The organism is Dankookia sp. GCM10030260, from assembly GCF_042666655.1.
Lineage (GTDB): Bacteria > Pseudomonadota > Alphaproteobacteria > Acetobacterales > Acetobacteraceae > Paracraurococcus.
Genome location: NZ_JBHTDE010000002.1, coordinates 757,071 through 773,327, shown reverse-complemented (window position 1 = coordinate 773,327; position 16,257 = coordinate 757,071). Strand labels below are relative to the sequence as shown.

15 protein-coding genes are annotated in these 16,257 nt (G+C 69.3%); 11 read left to right on the top strand and 4 right to left on the bottom strand.

The features are described from left to right. The first annotated feature begins 2 nt into the window (after positions 1-2). Genes ACFQS7_RS10135 through ACFQS7_RS10115 form a run of 5 tightly spaced genes read left to right on the top strand, consistent with a single transcriptional unit; the run spans position 3 to position 5,916 of the window. Complete coding sequence (locus ACFQS7_RS10135; RefSeq protein ID WP_380066924.1) at positions 3-917, top strand: ABC transporter permease; 915 nt, start codon at positions 3-5, stop codon at positions 915-917. A gap of 4 nt (positions 918-921) precedes the next feature. Next, complete coding sequence (locus ACFQS7_RS10130; RefSeq protein ID WP_380066923.1) at positions 922-1,728, top strand: ABC transporter ATP-binding protein; 807 nt, start codon at positions 922-924, stop codon at positions 1,726-1,728. Between the two features lie 32 nt (positions 1,729-1,760). Beyond that, a complete protein-coding gene (locus ACFQS7_RS10125; protein ID WP_380066922.1) occupies positions 1,761-3,302 on the top strand; it encodes an amidohydrolase family protein in 1,542 nt (513 codons plus the stop codon). A 39-nt stretch (positions 3,303-3,341) separates the two neighbouring features. Beyond that, positions 3,342-4,565, top strand: coding sequence for a Coenzyme F420 hydrogenase/dehydrogenase, beta subunit C-terminal domain (locus tag ACFQS7_RS10120; protein WP_380066921.1), 1,224 nt, complete (start codon positions 3,342-3,344; stop codon positions 4,563-4,565). A gap of 46 nt (positions 4,566-4,611) precedes the next feature. Beyond that, complete coding sequence (locus ACFQS7_RS10115) at positions 4,612-5,916, top strand: LLM class flavin-dependent oxidoreductase (protein ID WP_380066920.1); 1,305 nt, start codon at positions 4,612-4,614, stop codon at positions 5,914-5,916. Here ACFQS7_RS10115 and ACFQS7_RS10110 read toward each other — a convergent pair. Beyond that, positions 5,913-6,662, bottom strand: coding sequence for an SDR family oxidoreductase (locus ACFQS7_RS10110; protein ID WP_380066919.1), 750 nt, complete (start codon positions 6,660-6,662; stop codon positions 5,913-5,915). The genes ACFQS7_RS10115 and ACFQS7_RS10110 overlap by 4 nt on opposite strands. Before the next feature lie 5 nt (positions 6,663-6,667). After that, a complete protein-coding gene (locus tag ACFQS7_RS10105; RefSeq protein ID WP_380066918.1) occupies positions 6,668-7,621 on the bottom strand; it encodes a Bug family tripartite tricarboxylate transporter substrate binding protein in 954 nt (317 codons plus the stop codon). 121 nt (positions 7,622-7,742) lie between these two features. Between ACFQS7_RS10105 and ACFQS7_RS10100 the strand changes: the two genes are divergently transcribed. Both ACFQS7_RS10100 and ACFQS7_RS10095 read left to right on the top strand, forming a co-directional pair. Next, positions 7,743-9,080, top strand: coding sequence for an MmgE/PrpD family protein (locus ACFQS7_RS10100; RefSeq protein WP_380066917.1), 1,338 nt, complete (start codon positions 7,743-7,745; stop codon positions 9,078-9,080). A 1-nt stretch (position 9,081) separates the two neighbouring features. Further along, on the top strand, positions 9,082-9,963 hold the full coding sequence (locus ACFQS7_RS10095; RefSeq protein ID WP_380066916.1) for a LysR family transcriptional regulator: 882 nt from the start codon (positions 9,082-9,084) through the stop codon (positions 9,961-9,963). Between the two features lie 131 nt (positions 9,964-10,094). Here the strand turns inward: ACFQS7_RS10095 and ACFQS7_RS10090 are convergent, their stop codons facing one another. Together ACFQS7_RS10090 and ACFQS7_RS10085 are read right to left on the bottom strand one after the other, a co-directional pair. Continuing rightward, positions 10,095-10,646, bottom strand: a complete 552-nt coding sequence (locus ACFQS7_RS10090; RefSeq protein WP_380066915.1) for a carboxymuconolactone decarboxylase family protein — start codon at positions 10,644-10,646, stop codon at positions 10,095-10,097. Positions 10,647-10,717: 71 nt separating this feature from the next. Then, positions 10,718-11,707: an LLM class flavin-dependent oxidoreductase gene (locus ACFQS7_RS10085; protein WP_380066914.1), complete on the bottom strand. Its 990-nt coding sequence runs from the start codon at positions 11,705-11,707 to the stop codon at positions 10,718-10,720. Between the two features lie 239 nt (positions 11,708-11,946). On the opposite strand from ACFQS7_RS10085, the gene ACFQS7_RS10080 reads away from it, so the two are divergent. From ACFQS7_RS10080 to ACFQS7_RS10065, 4 genes are all read left to right on the top strand, one after another. Further along, positions 11,947-12,735, top strand: a complete 789-nt coding sequence (locus ACFQS7_RS10080; RefSeq protein WP_380066913.1) for an alpha/beta fold hydrolase — start codon at positions 11,947-11,949, stop codon at positions 12,733-12,735. Beyond that, positions 12,728-13,711 (top strand): Bug family tripartite tricarboxylate transporter substrate binding protein, encoded by a 984-nt coding sequence (locus ACFQS7_RS10075; protein WP_380066912.1) that lies wholly within the window; start codon positions 12,728-12,730, stop codon positions 13,709-13,711. The genes ACFQS7_RS10080 and ACFQS7_RS10075 overlap by 8 nt, the downstream gene beginning before the upstream one ends. Continuing rightward, positions 13,708-14,454: an SDR family NAD(P)-dependent oxidoreductase gene (locus ACFQS7_RS10070; RefSeq protein ID WP_380066911.1), complete on the top strand. Its 747-nt coding sequence runs from the start codon at positions 13,708-13,710 to the stop codon at positions 14,452-14,454. The genes ACFQS7_RS10075 and ACFQS7_RS10070 overlap by 4 nt, the downstream gene beginning before the upstream one ends. Before the next feature lie 90 nt (positions 14,455-14,544). Beyond that, complete coding sequence (locus ACFQS7_RS10065; protein ID WP_380066910.1) at positions 14,545-16,191, top strand: flavin-containing monooxygenase; 1,647 nt, start codon at positions 14,545-14,547, stop codon at positions 16,189-16,191. The last annotated feature ends 66 nt before the right edge of the window (positions 16,192-16,257 follow it).

The window sequence follows — 16,257 nt, the reverse complement described above, 5'->3', positions numbered from 1 at the left end:
CGATGAGCACCGATGTGGCGGGCGCGGCGGTGGTGCCGCGCCCGGCGGTCCGCGGCACCGCCGTATCGCCGACGATGCAGGCGGCGCTCGCCCGTTTCGGCTGGGCGCTGCTCTCGGTCGGGATGTTCGCCGGGCTTTGGGAGTTCCTCTGGGCGGTGGGCGTCGCCGACGAGAAGCTGCTGCCGCCGCCGCACATCTTCCTCGGCAACATTCCCGACCAGGCGCGCTTCTTCAACACCGCGACGCGCTGGCAGATCGGCGTCGACCCGAACAGCGGCCCCTCCCCGTATGAGGCCGTGTTCATCACCATCGGCGCCACCGGCATGCGGGTGTTCGTCGGGCTGCTGATCGCAGCGACGCTGTCGGTCACTGTCGGCGTGCTGATCCGGTATGTCGGCATCCTGGAGAAGCTGGTGCTGCCGACCATCACGTTGCTGTCGCCGGTCTCGCCGATCGCCTGGCTGCCGGTGGCGATCTTCATCTTCGGCATCGGCAATGCGCCGGCGATCTTCATGGTGGTGGTGGCACTGTTCTTCCACATGGTGCTGTCCACCATCAGCCAGATCGACAATGTCAACCGCAACTTCATCAACGTTGCCCGCACCATGGGGGCGAGCAAGCGGCAGGTCTACACGCGGGTGATCATCCCGGCGATCCTGCCGCAATTGCTGATCGTGCTGCGGCTGAACCTCTTCGGTGCCTGGATGGTGGTGCTGGTGGCGGAGAGCACCGGCGTCGGCTTCGGGCTTGGCCAGGTGATCATGATGGCACGAAACACCTTCAACCCCTCGCTGGTCTTCTTCACCATCGCGCTGATCGGGTTGCTGGGGTTCCTGTCCGACTGGCTGCTGCGCTTCGTGCAGAAGCGCGTGCTCTACTGGGTGCCGGAAACGGCGGGGGTGCTGCGTGGGCTCTGATCACATGCCATGGTCGTCGCAGGACGCCGTGGTCTGCCGCGGCGTCGGCAAGACCTGGGCGGAGGGCACGGCGCGGGCGCATGAGGCGCTGCGCGACATCGACCTCGACATAGCACCGGGCGAGTTCGTCGTGCTGCTCGGCCCCTCCGGCTGCGGCAAGTCGACGTTGCTGTACTTGATCGCCGGGCTGGAACGTGGGACGGCCGGCAACATCTACGCCTTCCGCGACCCGGTCGAAGGTCCCTCCCCCGACCGCTCGCTCATCTTCCAGGAGACCTCGCTGTTCCCCTGGCTGACGGTCTGGCAGAACGTCTCCTTCGGCCTGTCGATCCGCGGCGCGCCGGAAACCGAGCGCCGGGCGGTGGCGCGGGAAGCCCTGCAACGCGTCGGCCTGGCCGAAGCGATGGAGAAGCGGCCGGACGAGCTCTCGGGCGGCATGCGCCAGCGCGTGGCGGTCGCCCGCGCGTTGGCGATGCGGCCGAAGGTGCTGCTGATGGACGAGCCCTTCGCCGCGCTCGACGTGCAGACCCGCGCGAAGATGCAGGACTTCCTGCTCGATGTCTGGCGCGACAGCGGCGCCTCCGTCCTGTTCGTCACCCATCATATCGACGAGGCGGTGGCATTGGCAGACCGGGTGGTGGTCTTCACCGCCCGCCCCGGCCGGATCAAGTCAATCATCCCGATCGACATGCCGCGGCCGCGCGACCTGTTCTCTCCCCAGGCGGAGGCGCTGCGGCGCCAGCTGACCGAGGAATTGCGCAGCGAGGTCGACCGCGCCTTCGCCGAGCAGGAAGCGCTGACCCCGGGCTGACCGCCCGCAACCATTTTTGGAGGAACCCGGCGATGACCATATCGCTCGTGCGCAGCCGTGCCATGATCACCAAGACGCTCTCCGCCACGGAATGGGAGGAGATCCCCGACGGCGCCGTCCTGCAGGAGGACGGCATCATCACCGTGGTCGGCACCTATGACGACCTGCACCGGAAGCACCCGACCGTGCGGGTGATCGGCACCGGCAAGGAGATCCTGCTGCCCGGCTTCGTCAACGGCCACCACCATGTCGGCCTGACGCCGGTGCAGCTCGGCTCCCCCGACATGCCGCTGGAGCTGTGGTTCGTCACCCGCATGGTGGCGCGCAACTTGAACATCTATCTCGACACGCTGTACTCGGCCTTTGAGATGATCGGCTCCGGCATCACAACGGTGCAACATATCCATGGCTGGCTGCCCGGCGCCCTGCCCGAGGTCGAGGCCCGCACCGCCGAGCTGATCCGCGCTTATGAGGACATCGGCATGCGGGTGTCCTACTGCTTCGCGCTGCGCGACCAGAACAGGCTGGTCTACCAGGCGGATCAGGATTTCGTCGCCAGCCTGCCGGCCGAGTTGCGCGGCCCGATGTCGCGCTGGTTCGAGCGCTTCCAGCTCAGCCTCGACGACAACCTGGACCTCTTCAAATCGCTACACGCCAGCCACAATGCCAAGCGCCGGGTGAAGGTGCAGCTGGCGCCGGCCAACCTGCACTGGTGCTCGGACAAGGCGCTGACGGCGCTGTCGGAGTTGTCGCGGACCTACGACACGCCGATGCACATGCATCTGGTGGAAACCGCCTATCAGAAGGAATACGCCATGCGCCGCGGCGGCGGCACGGCGGTGGACTATATCGAGCGCTTCGGGATGCTTGGGCCGAACCTGACGCTGGGCCACGGCGTCTGGCTGAACGAGTCCGACATCGAGAAGCTGGCGGCCAGCGGCAGCTGCATCTGCCACAACTGCTCTTCCAACTTCCGGCTGCGCTCGGGCGTCGCCGCGCTGAACCGGTTCGAGGCCGTCGGCATCAACACTGCCATGGGCCTCGACGAGGCCGGGATCAACGACGACCGCGACATGCTGCAGGAGATGCGGCTGGTGCTGCGGGCTCATCGCGTCCCCGGCATGGGCGATGCCGAGGTGCCGGGCATGGCGCAGGTGCTGCGCATGGCCACCATCGGCGGCGCCCGCACCACGCCGTACCGGGAAACGCTCGGGACGCTCGAGGTCGGCAAGGGCGCCGACCTGTCGCTGGTCGACTGGGACAGCGTCGCCTACCCCTACCTGGACGAGCTGACGCCGACCCTGGACGCTGTGATCCAGCGTGCCAAGGCCAGCGCCGTCACCACCGTGATGTGCGACGGCGAGGTGATCTACCAGGATGGCAAATTCACCCGGGTGGACAAGGACAGCGCGCTGAAGCAGTTGCACGACGATCTGTCGAGGGCGCTGTCGGACGACGAGGTAGAACGCCGCAAGCTGTCGAAGGCGCTGCTGCCGCATGCCAAGCGCTTCTACGCCGATTACATCGATCCCTCGCGGCACGAGCCCTTCTACCGGCCCAGTTCCCGCGTCTGATCAGCCCGTCTAGGCTGCGCCCCAAATGGGGGATGCGGCATGGATGATCAGGACGGCGCGGTCTGGGCACCACCGTTGCGGGAGGCAGCGCCACGCGGGCTCTGCACCGATTGCGGCGTCTCCCGCACCGCGGACCCGAAGGCCTGTGGCCGCGCCTGCCAGTTCATCCAGCCCGACTACCCGGCGCTGGAGACGGCGGTGCACGGCCGCGCCCGCGACCCGGCGCGGCCCGACGAACTGCATTTCGGCCCCTTCCGCCGGATGGTCCGCGCCTCGCTCGTCCCAGCCCGGGAGGGTGCGCAATGGACCGGCATCGCCACGCGCCTGGCGGAACGGCTGCTGGAGACCGGCGCGGTCGATGCGGTGCTGACTATGGCGCCGGACCCGGCGGATCGTTGGCGGCCGGTGCCCGTATTGGTGACGAAGCCCGAAGGCATGGCGCAGGTCCGCGGCATGCGGATGGGCTATGCGCCGCTGCTTGCACTGCTGGAACCGGCGCGCGATGCGGGGCACAAGCGCCTCGCCATCATCGGCATCCCCTGCCAGATTCATGCGCTGCGGGTCATGGAGCGCGAACTCGGCCTCGAGCGGCTCTACGTCATCGGCACGCCCTGTTCCGACAACACCACGACTGAGCGCTTCCACGACTTCCTGGCGCTGCTGGAGGACGATCCATCCAGCATCACCTACCTGGAATTCCGCGCTGACTACCGGGTGGAGTTGCGCTACGCCGATGGCCGGTCGCGCACCATCCCCTTCCTTCAACTGCCGATCTCGAAGCTGCCGCCGGACTTCTTCCCACTGACCTGCCGCACCTGCGTCGACTACACCAACGTCCTGGCCGACATCACGGTCGGCTACATGGGCGGTCAAGGTGAGCAATGGCTGCTGGTGCGAAATGCCCGCGGTGAGGAACTGGTCGCGCTGCTGGGCGATGAGCTGCGCACCGCGACGCCCGGCAGCGCCGGCAAGCGCGCCGGGGCGGTCAAAGGGTTCCTGGCCAATACCGAACGCTCGGCCGGCGGACTGCCGCTGCGCCGCATGCCGGGCTGGCTGCGGCCAATCGTCGGCTGGCTGATGCCGCGCATCGGCCCACGTGGCCTGGAATTCGCCCGCGCCCGGGTCGAGATGAAGGCAGTGGAGACCGTGCTGCACCTGCGGCGGGAGGAAGCGCGCAGCATGAAGCACATGATCCCAGCCCACGTCTGGGCGCTGGTCGCGCCTTATGGCCTGGCACCGAAGGACGGCGAGCGACGCGACTGAGCGGGCACGGCGTTTGCTACGCACAGGCGGTCTTGGAGAGCGCAGCATGCCCACACCACGCCAGATGCACCTGGGCGTCTTCGTCCTCGGCACCGGCAACCACATCGCCGGCTGGCGCTGGCCTGGCGCGGCGCAGAGCTTCGAGGATCTGTCGGTGGTGCAGGAGATCGCCCGCATCGCCGAGCGGGGCAAATTCGACCTCATCTTCCTCGGCGACAATCTCTCGACCGAGCCGGGCATGCACCCCAGCTTCGCTGCGCGATTCGAGCCGCTGACCATGCTGGCTGCGCTGGCCGCGACGACGACGCATGTCGGCCTTGGGGCCACCTCCAGCACCACCTACAACGAGCCCTATACCGTGGCCCGGCAGTTCGCCTCACTCGACCATCTCAGCGGTGGACGCGCCGCCTGGAACGCGGTGACCGGCAGCGGCGAGAAAGCGGCGTTGAACTATGGCCGTACCCATCCGGAGCACGACGCACGCTATGAGATCGCCGAGGAATTCGTCGATGTGGTGCGCGGGTTATGGGATTGCTGGGACGACGGCGCCGTCGTCCGGGAGATGGACACCGGCCGTTACATCGACCCGGCGAAGGTCAAGTCGCTGGATCACGAGGGCCGCTTCTTCACGGTGAAGGGCCCGCTGCCCACCAGCCGAACGCCGCAGGGCCAGCCGGTCATCCTGCAGGCGGGATCATCTGGCCCGGGCCTGGCGCTGGCTGCGCGCACCGCCGACGTCGTCTTCTCCGTCGTACAGGACCTGGCCGAGGCGCAGCAAGGGTACATCGCGCTGAAATCCCGCATGCCCGCCTTCGGCCGGCACGGCGACGAGATCGCGGTGCTGCCCGGCGTCATGCCGGTGCTCGGCAGCACCACGGCGGAGGCGCGAGCGAAGCTTTCGAGGCTGCAGGGCTTCGTCAACCCGGGCAACGCGCTGTCGATGCTGTCCTCGCGGTTGGGCCAGGACGTCTCGCAGTATCCGCTGGATGCGCTGGTGCCGGACTTGCCCTTGCCGGACAGCTCGCACGGTTTCGCCCGCACCATGCTGGCCAAGGCGCTGCGCGACCGCATGACCTGGCGCGACCTGTTCAACCTGACCGGCGCGGCGCGCGGCCATTGGGTGGTCTGCGGCACGCCCGAAGACGTTGCGGACACCCTGCAGGAATGGTTCGAGGGCCGCGCGGCGGACGGCTTCAACATCCTGCCCGCCTGGTTCCCCGGCGCCTTCGACGAATTCGTGGATCAGGTCGTGCCCATCCTGCAACGGCGCGGGCTGTTCCGCACCGATTATGCGGGCACCACGCTGCGCGACCATCTCGGCCTGGCGAGGCCGCGCAGCAGGCTGTTCTAGGTCGCGCGGTTCCAGCCGCCGTCCACGTCGATGATGGCGCCCTGCATGTAGCCGGCCTCGGCGCCGGCGAGGAAGGCGACCAAGGCGGCGATCTCCTCCGGCTCGCCGAAGCGGGCGACGCCGGTGGACTTCGCCAGAACGGTGGCTGCCGCCGCGGCGTCCAGCCCCTTCTCCTGCATCACGGTGGCGACGCGGCCGGTCAGGCGGTCGGTGCGGATGCTGCCGGGGTTGATGCAGTTCACCCGCACGCCGTCTTGCACGCCGCGGTCGGCCAATGCCTTGGTCAGGTTCATCAGCGCCGCGTTGACCGACCCGCCGATGGCGAAGTCGGCACTGGCGATCTTGCCGCCGACGCCGGCGATATGCACAACGCTGCCCCGGACGGCCTGCAGCGCCGGCCAGGCAGCCCGCGTCAGCCGCACCGCGGCAAAGAACTTGCCGGCGAAGCTGTCGTCCCAGGCGGCATCGTCCAGCGCCAGGAAGTCACCGCGCTGCGTGGCGCCGGCGCTGTTCACCAGCAGGTCCAGCCGGCCGAAGTCGCGTACCGCATGTGCGACCGCCGCGGCAGGCCCGGCCGGGTCGCGCAGGTCGACGCTCAGCCCGATCGCACCCGGCACGTCGCAGCCGCCGCGGGCGATGCCCAGCACCTGCATCCCCTCCGCCACCAGCCGCTGCACGATGGCGCGGCCGATCCCCTTGCTGGCGCCGCTGACCAGCGCCGCCTTGCTCCGCAGGCCGCGATCCATGTCCCCTACTCCGCCTTGATGTTGGCGCCCCGGATCAGCGCCTCGGTCCGGATCAGGTCGGCGCGCAGGAAGGCGCCGAATTCGGCCGGCGTACCGCCCACCACCTCGGCGCCGAGGTCGAGCAGCTTGGCGCGGCCTTCCGGCGTGCCGACGATGGCCATGATCTCGCGGTTGATGCGCGCGGTCACTGCCGGCGGCATGCCGGCCGGGCCGATCATCGCGTACCACTCGACCACCGCGAAGCCGGGATAGCCGGATTCTGTGATGGTGGGCAGGTCCGGCGCATAGGCCTGCCGCGTCGCCGCGGTCACCGCCAGCGGGCGCACCGAGCCGCCGCGCACGAAGGGCAGCGTCGAGCTGGCATTGCCGAACATCAGCTGGATGTTGCCGGCGACAAGATCGGCCAGCGCCGGCCCGCCACCGCGATACGGCACGTGCACCATCTCGATGCCGGCGGCCTGGGAGAAGAGCTCGCCCGACAGGTGCACCGAACTGCCGATGCCGGGCGAGCCATAGGAGAGCCGGCCCGGATTCGCCTTCGCATAGGCGACGAGCTCGGCCAGGCTGTGGATCGGCAGCGCCGGGTTGACCACGACGATATTGCCGACATTGGCCAGGTGCAGGATCGGCGTGACATCGTCGATGGGGTGGTAGGGCTGCTTGGTCAGCAGCGCCTGGGTGATCAGCGTGCTGATGCTCATGCAGATGGTGTGGCCATCCGGCACGGCCCGCGTGGTCTCGACGATGGCGACGGCGCCGTTGCCGCCGGTGCGGTTCTCCACCACCACATTCTGGCCGAGGGCGACCGAGAGCGATGGCGCCAAATAGCGGCCGAGGATGTCGGTGGTGCCGCCGGGCGGAAAGGGGATGAGCATGCGGATCGGCCGGCTGGGCCAGGCCGGCTGGGCCTTGGCCAGTGCCGGCATTGCCAGCGCCGCAAGCAGCCCGCGTCGTCGCATCCCCATTCCCTCCCGTATCATTGTCTGCATTCATTCCATGCCCCCGGCCAGTCGGGAAGGGCTGGCGGCTGGCGCCCGATGGGCTATGCCGTCCTGGTCCAGGAACAACGAGGCAGATCCGATGCCCGACCCCACCGCCACCCAGGCACTCGGCCGCTTCGTCGCCGGTTCGGAGTGGCGCGACATCCCGGCTGAGCTGCGGCACGAGGCGAAACGCTCCATCCTCAACCACGTCGGCTGCGCGCTCGGCACTGCGCGCGATCCGGCAGTGCTGACGGCGCTGCGGGTGATGCGGGGGCTCGGCGGTGCACAGGTAGCGACGGTCTTCGGCCAGGATACGCGGCTGGATGCGATGGGCGCGGCCTTCGTCAATGCGGTCGCGTCCAACCTGCTGGACTACGACGACACGCATCTGGACACGGTGATCCACCCCGCCGCGCCGGTCGCGCCGCCGGTCTTCGCGCTCGCCGAGCAGCGAGGCCTGTGCGGCGCCGCGGTGCTGCACGCCTTCCTGCTGGGCGGGGAGGTCGCCTGCCGCATCGGCAATGCCGTCTCGCCCGGGCATTACGCGCGCGGCTGGCACATCACCTCGACCTGCGGCGCCTTCGGCGCGGCGGCGGGCTGCGCCCGGCTGCTGGGTCTATCCGCCGAGCAGGCCGGGCATGCCATCGGCATCGCCAGCAGCGAGGCGGCGGGAACCGTGGAGAACCTACCGAACGCGGCCAAGAATGTCAGCGTCGGCAATGCCGCGCGGCACGGCATCCTGGCGGCGTTGTTCGCAGCCGAGGGCTATGATGCTGCGCCGGCGGCGATCGAGGGGAGGCTTGGCTGGGCGCGGGCCACCGGCGACGTCGCCGACATGGCGGCGATCACCGAGGGGCTCGGCACGCGCTGGGAGATCGGCCGCAATACCTACAAGCCCTACCCCGCCGGCATCGTCTTCCACGCGGTGATCGATGCCTGCCTGGAGCTGCGCGCCCGGCTGGACGTGCCGCCGGAGGCGATCGCAGCGGTGACCGTTGCCGGCGATGCGCTGCTGCTGGCACGCGGCGACCGGGTGGTGCGGAATGCACGCGACAGCCGCGTCAGCATCCACCACAGCGCGGCGCTCGGCCTGCTGCGCGGCCGGGCCGGGGTGGCGGAGTTCGAGACGCCAGCGGTGGAGGACCCGGCGCTGGCCGGCTTCCGCGCCAAGGTGACCGCGGCGCTGGACGCGATGCTGCCGCGCGGCGCGGCAAGGGTGACCGTCCGCCTGGCGGATGGCCGGAGGGAGGAGACCACCGTCTTCACCGCGCGTGGGTCCGAGGCCAAGCCGCTGACCGATGCCGAGCTGGAGGCCAAGTACCACGAGAATGCCGCGCTCGGCGGCTGCCCCGATCGCGCCGCGGCGCAGATCGAGGCGATCTGGGCGCTGGAGGAGGCGCCGGACCTGACCCGCCTCATGGCGCTGCTCGCCTGAGATGGACAAGTTCATGGCGCTGACGGTCTTCGCCCGCGTCGTGGAGCAGGGCGGCTTCACCGCGGCGGCGAAGAAGCTGGGCCTGTCGCCCTCCGCCGTGACCAAGACCATCGCCCGGCTGGAGGACGAGCTGGATACGCAGCTGTTCACCCGCACCACGCGGCGGCTTCGTACCACGGATGACGGCCAGGGCTTCTACGAACGCTGCGTGCAGATCCTGGCCGAGCTGGAGGATGCCGAGGTCACGCTGACCCGCGGCAGCGCCGTGCCGCGCGGCCGGATTCGCGCCGTGGTGCCGCTGAGCTTCGGCCGGGTGACGCTAATGCCCGAGCTGCCGGCGTTCTTCGAGCGCTATCCGGAGATCAGCCTGGAACTCCACTTCAGCGATGGGCCGGTCGACCTGATCGCCGAGGGCTATGACCTGGCGGTGCGCACCGGCAGCATCACCGATTCACGCCTGACCACGCGGCTGCTCACCCGCGGTGCGCAGGTGACGGTGGCCGCCCCGTGCTACCTTGCGAAGCACGGCGAGCCGGCGACGCCAGACGGCCTGCGTGACCACAACTGCCTGATCAGCCGCTTCGGCCCGGAATGGGGGTTTCGCGGGCCTGACGGGCGCGCCTTCACGCTGCGGGTGCGCGGCAATGCGGTGATCAACAGCGGCGATGCGCTGCGCGAGGCGGCAGTAGCCGGCACCGGGATCGCGCAGGGGACCTGGTGGCTCTACCGCAAGGACCTGGAGCGCGGCGATGTCCGGGCCATCCTGCAGGACTATGCGCAGGAGGGCGCGCCGGTCTCGGTGCTCTACCCGGCGCAGCGGCATGTGCCGGCCAAGCTGCGGGCGCTGATCGACTTCTTGGTGCTGATCACCCGGACGGGGTAGGAAGGTTGGGGAGGGAAAAGTATTCCCGCCCCAACCTTCCTTCCTTTTCGTGGGCTTGGCACCCGCCGTGAAGCGAGCGCCGACCCGCAGAAATAGATGAGGGGTCAAGGGAGAATACCGTCTCCCCGGCCTTAGCTCCAGGGCGCGACGAAAGGCGGCGGCGGGGCGACCTGGAAAACGTTCAGCTGCATCGCCAGCAGGCTGTAGTAGCCGACCAGCCCGGTCAGCTCGACCGTGCCCTTCTCGCCAAGCAGCGCCTTCGCCGCGTCATAAGCCGCATCGCCAACCTGGCCGCTGCGCAGCAATTCGCGCACGAAGCCGGCCACCACGCGGTCGGGCCCGGCGTCGAAGGGGATGCTCTCGGCACCGCTGCCGATCGCCGCGATCACCGCCTCGGGCACGCCCTGCTTCGCCGCAATCGGCGCATGCGCGTACCACTCGTAGGCCGCCTTCCAGTGCTGGCCGACGCAGAGGATGGCGAGCTCGCGCAGCCGCATCGGCACGCTGCATTCGTAGCGGATGAAGACGCCGACCTGCTCGACCCGGGCGCAGAGTTCGGCACTGGTCAGCAGCGGCAGGAAAGGCCCACCGACGCCGCCCCGGGCGCCGGAGGCGATGCGGTCCCAGACCACCTGCTGCGCCGCATCCAGCGTCTCACGCGTCTTCGGTGCCAAGCGGGCCATGCGGCGTTCCTTCCCCAACTGAAAACGACCCGCACCCTGCGGGGCGGGCCGTCGCCTGTCCAGGCGCGGGACTACTCGGCGGCAGCCTGCAGGCCGGGTGCGAAGGCCGGCATCACCTCGCGCGCGAAGGCGCGGAGATTCGCCGGCGAAGCGTTCGGATCGACCAGCAGGATGTTGGTGGCGCCCAGCGCCTCCAGTTGCTTCAGCCGGGCAATGATCTCCTCCGGCGTACCAAGCAGCGGCGCGGTGTCTTCCTCGACCCGGTCGGCCAGCTTGCCGCGGGCCAGGTCGCCGATGACGCCGACGACGCGCTTGCGGGTATCGAAGGCCGCCTGGCGCTCCGACTCCGCATGGATCATCTGCAGCGCGCGGGCGGTGCCGACCATGTTGGCGTGGTAGGCGCGGCCCACCGCCTCGCATTCCGCGCGGTACAGCGCGATTCGTTCGCCGATCTGCTCGACCGAGGCGAGCTGGTCGAGCAGCAGGTTGAAGCCCTCCCGCGCCGCGCGGCGGATGCTGTCCGGGCTGCCGGCGGCCAGCCAGAGCGGCGGGTGCGGCTGCTGCAGCGGCGCCGGCTCGACCAGCATGTTCTCGAAATGCCAGCGCTTGCCGTGGTGGCTGAAGCGGTCCTCCGAGGTCCAGGCCTTGCGGATCACCGCGATCGCCTCGTCGAAGCGCTCGGAGGCTTCCTCGATCGGGATGCAGAAGGCATCGAACTCGGCGCGGCGGTAGCCCTTGCCGACGCCGAAATCGAAGCGCCCGCCGGTCAGCAGGTCGAGCGTCGCCGCCTGCTCGGCGATCAGCACCGGGTTGTGCCAGGGCAGCACCACGACGGCGGTGCCGAGCCGGATCTGCTGGGTCTTCGCCGCCAGGTAGGCCAGCAGGGTCATGGACGCCGAGACCTGGCCCTGGCCGGTCGAGTGGTGCTCCACCATGAACATGTGGCGGAAGCCCAGCCGGTCGGCTTCCATCACGTAGTCGATGAAGCTCTGGTAGCCCTGGCTGTCCTCGATGCCGACGCTGCGCTTGGTGCGGGCGCCCCCGAACAGGCCGAATTGCATTTCTTGCTCCCTGGGACCGTTCTTCAGCCCGCCATGGTGGGGATGCCGGGGCCGGCAGGAAAGGCTTCAATCGGCAATTCTCCCGTGCCGGATGGTCCGAAATCCCCTGGCCCGGGATGCCTGCTTCATTTCGGACAGGACGGCACAGGTCATATGCACGGCCGGGGTGGGTGACGGCCCGGCGTCGCTGCCGCATCCTTCCGGCAAAGGCGGCGCGGGCCGCAGGGAAGGAATGATCCATGGATTGGAACCCCCAGGCGCTGGGCATCGGGGACGTCATCGTCCACCGGCGCGGCAAGGGCGAACCGCTCGTCCTCATTCATTGCCTCGGCCAAAGCTGGCGTTTCTGGGACGTGCTGGAGCCGCTCACCGACCGCTATGAGCTGGTCGCCTACAGCCTGCCCGGCCATGCCGACACCCCCCTGCCCGCTGGCCAGTATGGCCAGGACGAGACCACCGCCCAGCTCAAGGCGCTGCTGGACCGGGAGGGCATCGTCCGCGCCCATCTTGCCGGCATTTCCATGGGCGGCAGCCTGGCGCAGCATTTCGCCGGCACCCACCCGGAGATGGTGGACAAGCTCATCCTCTGTGACTGCACGCCGCTGTACAACGCGGAGAGCCGCGCCAACTGGCCGGTCCGCGCCGGCATCGCCCGGGAGAAGGGCGTCGCGGCGCTGATCCCCATGTTGATGGGCGTGTTCTTCACCCCCGGCAGCATCGCCGAGAACGGCCCCGACGTCCGCCATGTGCGCGAGACCTTCGAGGCCTGCAGCGGCGAGGGCTATGCCCTGGCCTGCGAATGGCTGGCCATGGTCGATGCGCGGGAACAGGCCAAGCGCATCGCTGCGCCCACGCTCATCATGCTGGGCTCCGAGGAGCGCGCCGCCTTCAAGGAGGCCGCCGCCTGGATGCATGCCAACATCCCCGGCAGCCAGGGCGTGGTCGAGGTGCCGATGGCCGGCCATGCCTCGGTGCGGGAACGGCCGGAATTCGCGGTGGCGCAGTTCCGCGCCTTCCTCGGTGGCTGAGCCGGCCATGCGCCGCCGGGCGCTGATCGCCGGCTTCACCTTGGCCGCCCCGGCCCTCGCCCGGGCGCAGGCCGACTGGCCGGGCAGTCGCCCGGTGCGGATCATCCAACCTAGCCAGGCCGGCAGCCCGGCCGATGTCTATTGCCGGCTCATGGCCGAGCATTTCACCAGGGCCTTCGGCGGCACCTTCGTGGTGGAGAACCGGGTCGGCGGCACCGGCACCATCGGGACCGCGGCGGTGGCCCAGGCGCCGGCCGATGGCTGGACGCTGATGTTCACCTCGAACACTTCCCACGTCGTGGCGCCGCTGGTGCTGCGCGGCCTGCCCTATGACCCGGTGCGGGACTTCGTCGCCATCGCCGGGCTCTACCACTACCCCATGCTGCTGATCATCAACCCCGCCATCCCGGCGAAGACCACCGCCGAGTTCGTCGCCTGGGCCAAGGCCCGGCCGCAGGGCGTCAACATGGCCAGCGTCGGCATCGGCAGCGTGGGTCACATGATGGCGGAGCGTTTCCACCTGCGGGCCGGCTTCCGGCGGGAGCACATCCCCTACCGCGGCGGCCCTTCGGCGATCCTGGCGGTGTCGCAGGGCGAGAGCGACTATATCTTCGACAATATCGGCAATTCCGGCGCCTTCATGCGGGAGGGCCGGCTACGCGGCCTTTCGGCCACCGGCCGCAGCCGGCCGCGGCAGATGCCGGAGGTCCCGACCCTGGCCGAGGTCGGCTATCCAGGCTTCGTCGAGGATGTCTGGTTCGGCCTGTGGGGCGCTGCCGGCCTGCCGCGCGGCTTCGTCGAGAAGATCAACGCCGAGGCCAACCGCTGGCTCGCCAGCCCCGATATCGGCCGCCGGATGGACGAGGCCGGGCATGCGAACCTGGCCGGCCCGCCGCAGAAGATGCACGACTACTGGATGGAGGATCGGCGCAATTGGCAGGAGATCGTGCGGGAGACCGGGGTGACGGTGGAATGAAGGTCGCGTTGCTGACCGGCGCCTCGCGCGGCATCGGCCGGGAAACGGCGCGCGCCCTCGCGGCCAAGGAGTTCCACCTCTTCCTCGTCGCCGAGGGAACGGCCGAGGAACTTGCCGCGGCGGCGGCCGAATGCCGCGCCGCCGGTGCGCCCGATGCGGCGCAGGCGATCTTCGACCTCGGCGTGCCCGGCGCGGCCGAAGCCATGGTCGCTGCGGCGCTGGCCCGCTTCGGCCGGGTGGACGTGCTGGTCAACAATGCCGGCATCCGCTGCCGCAAGCCCTTCGGGACCTTCACCCGGGCCGACTTCGCCCAGGTGCTGGAGGTCAACCTGGCCGCCGCCTTCTTCGCCAGCCAGGCCGCGCTGCCGGCGATGCGGGCCCAAGGGGGCGGCCGGATCATCCATGTCGCCAGCCAGATGGGCCGGGTCGCGGCGGAGGACAACGCGGTCTACGGCGCGACCAAGGCGGCGCTGATCCAGCTGACGAAAAGCATGGCCTTCGAACTGGCGAAGGAGGGCATCCAGGTGAATTCGGTCAGCCCGGGGCCGATCGCCACGGACTACAACATCGTCTCCTACGGCCGCATCCCCGGCCGGACGGAGCAGATGACGGCCCGTGTCCCGCTCGGCCGCTTCGGAACCCCGGCCGAGGTCGCCGAGGCCATCGTCTTCCTCGCCACGGCCGAGGGCAGCTTCATCCAGGGCCACGACTTGGTCGTCGATGGGGGCTACACCATCCAGTAGCCTGGGCCAACAAGGTTGGCCGACCGCCTCGGATGGGATGCAAGCCGGCGCGACGGCTGCTAGAAATCCGGCGAAGCGACGGAGGTAACGATGCCCGACACCATGACCCGGGACGCCCCCCGCGGCAGCGCGGGGACCAGCACTTACGACGCCGTGATCATCGGCGCCGGCTTCTCCGGCATGTACCAGCTGCACCTGCTGCGCGACCGGCTTGGCCTTTCGGTCCGCGTGCTGGAACAGGGCGGCGGCGTCGGCGGCACCTGGTACTGGAACCGCTACCCGGGCGCCCGCTGCGATTCCGAAAGCCATTCCTACTGCTTCACCTTCTCCCCCGAACTCTACAAGGAGTGGGAGTGGACCGAGCGCTATCCCGGCCAGCCGGAAATCATGCGCTACATGAACTGGGTCGCAGACCGGCTGGACCTGAAGCGCGACATCGCCTTCGACACCCGCGTCACCGCCGCCCGCTACGACGACACCGCCAACCGCTGGCAGGTCACCACTGAGGCCGGCGAGAGGCTGAACGCGACCTACCTCATCACCGCGGTGGGCTGCCTCTCGACCGCCAACGTGCCGAAGATTCCCGGGCTCGAGGATTTCAAGGGACGCTGGTACCACACCGGACAGTGGCCGCATGAAGGCGTCGACTTCACCGGCATGCGGGTCGGCCAGGTCGGGACCGGCTCGACCGGCATCCAGGCGGTGCCGGTGATCGCCGAGGCGGCGAAGCACCTGACCGTCTTCCAGCGCACCGCCAACTACAGCGTGCCGGCGCGCAACGGCCCGCTGGATGCCGAGTTCAAGGACTGGGTGCGGCAGAACTACGAGAAGATCCGCGCGACGACACAGTCAACGCCGAACGGCCACCCCTTCATCATCGCCGATCGCTCCACCTGGGACGTGACGGAGGAGGAGCGCGCGGCGCTGTACGAGGCGGCCTGGGAAAAGGGCGGCCTGCAATTGCGCGCCACCTTCCGCGACCTGCTGGTGGACAAGGCGGCCAACGACACCGCGGCGGAATTCCTCAAGGCCAAGATCCGCAGCATCGTCAAGGACCCCGACACCGCGGCGAAGCTGGCCGATATCGACCACCCTTACGCCGCCAAGCGCCCGCCGATCGACAGCGACTACTTCGAGACCTTCAACCGTGACAACGTCGCCTTGGTCGACGTCCGCGCCAACCCGATCGAGCGCATCACGCCGGACGGCATCCAGCTGCGCGACGGCACCCTCCACGCGCTCGACATCATCGTCTTCGCCACCGGCTTCGATGCGATGACCGGGCCGCTGCTGCTGCTGAACATCACTGGCCGCGACGGCCTGGCGCTGAAGGATGCCTGGGCGGCGGGGCCGCGCAGCTATCTCGGCCTGCAGGTGGCGGGGTTTCCCAACCTCTTCACGATCACCGGCCCGGGCAGCCCCTCCGTCCTCTGCAACATGCCGGTTTGCATCGAGCAGCATGCGGAGTGGATCGCCGACTGCATCGCCATGCTGCGCGAGAAGGGCGTGGCGCGGATGGAGCCCGAGCCGGCGGCGGTGGACCGCTGGGTGGAGCAGGTGAACGCCGCGGCGAATGCGACGCTGCTGCCGCAGGCCGGGCATTCCTGGTACCTGGGCGCCAACGTGCCGGGCAAGCCACGGGTGTTCATGCCCTACGCTGGCGGCATGGCGCGCTACCGGGAGATCTGCGACGAGGTCGCGGGCAAAGGCTACGAGGGCTTCGCGCTGAGCAGGTAGCAAAAGCCAGGGAGGAAGTATCCTCCCTGGCCTTCGCTTTGTTTTTCCGAGTCTGGCGTTCGCCGC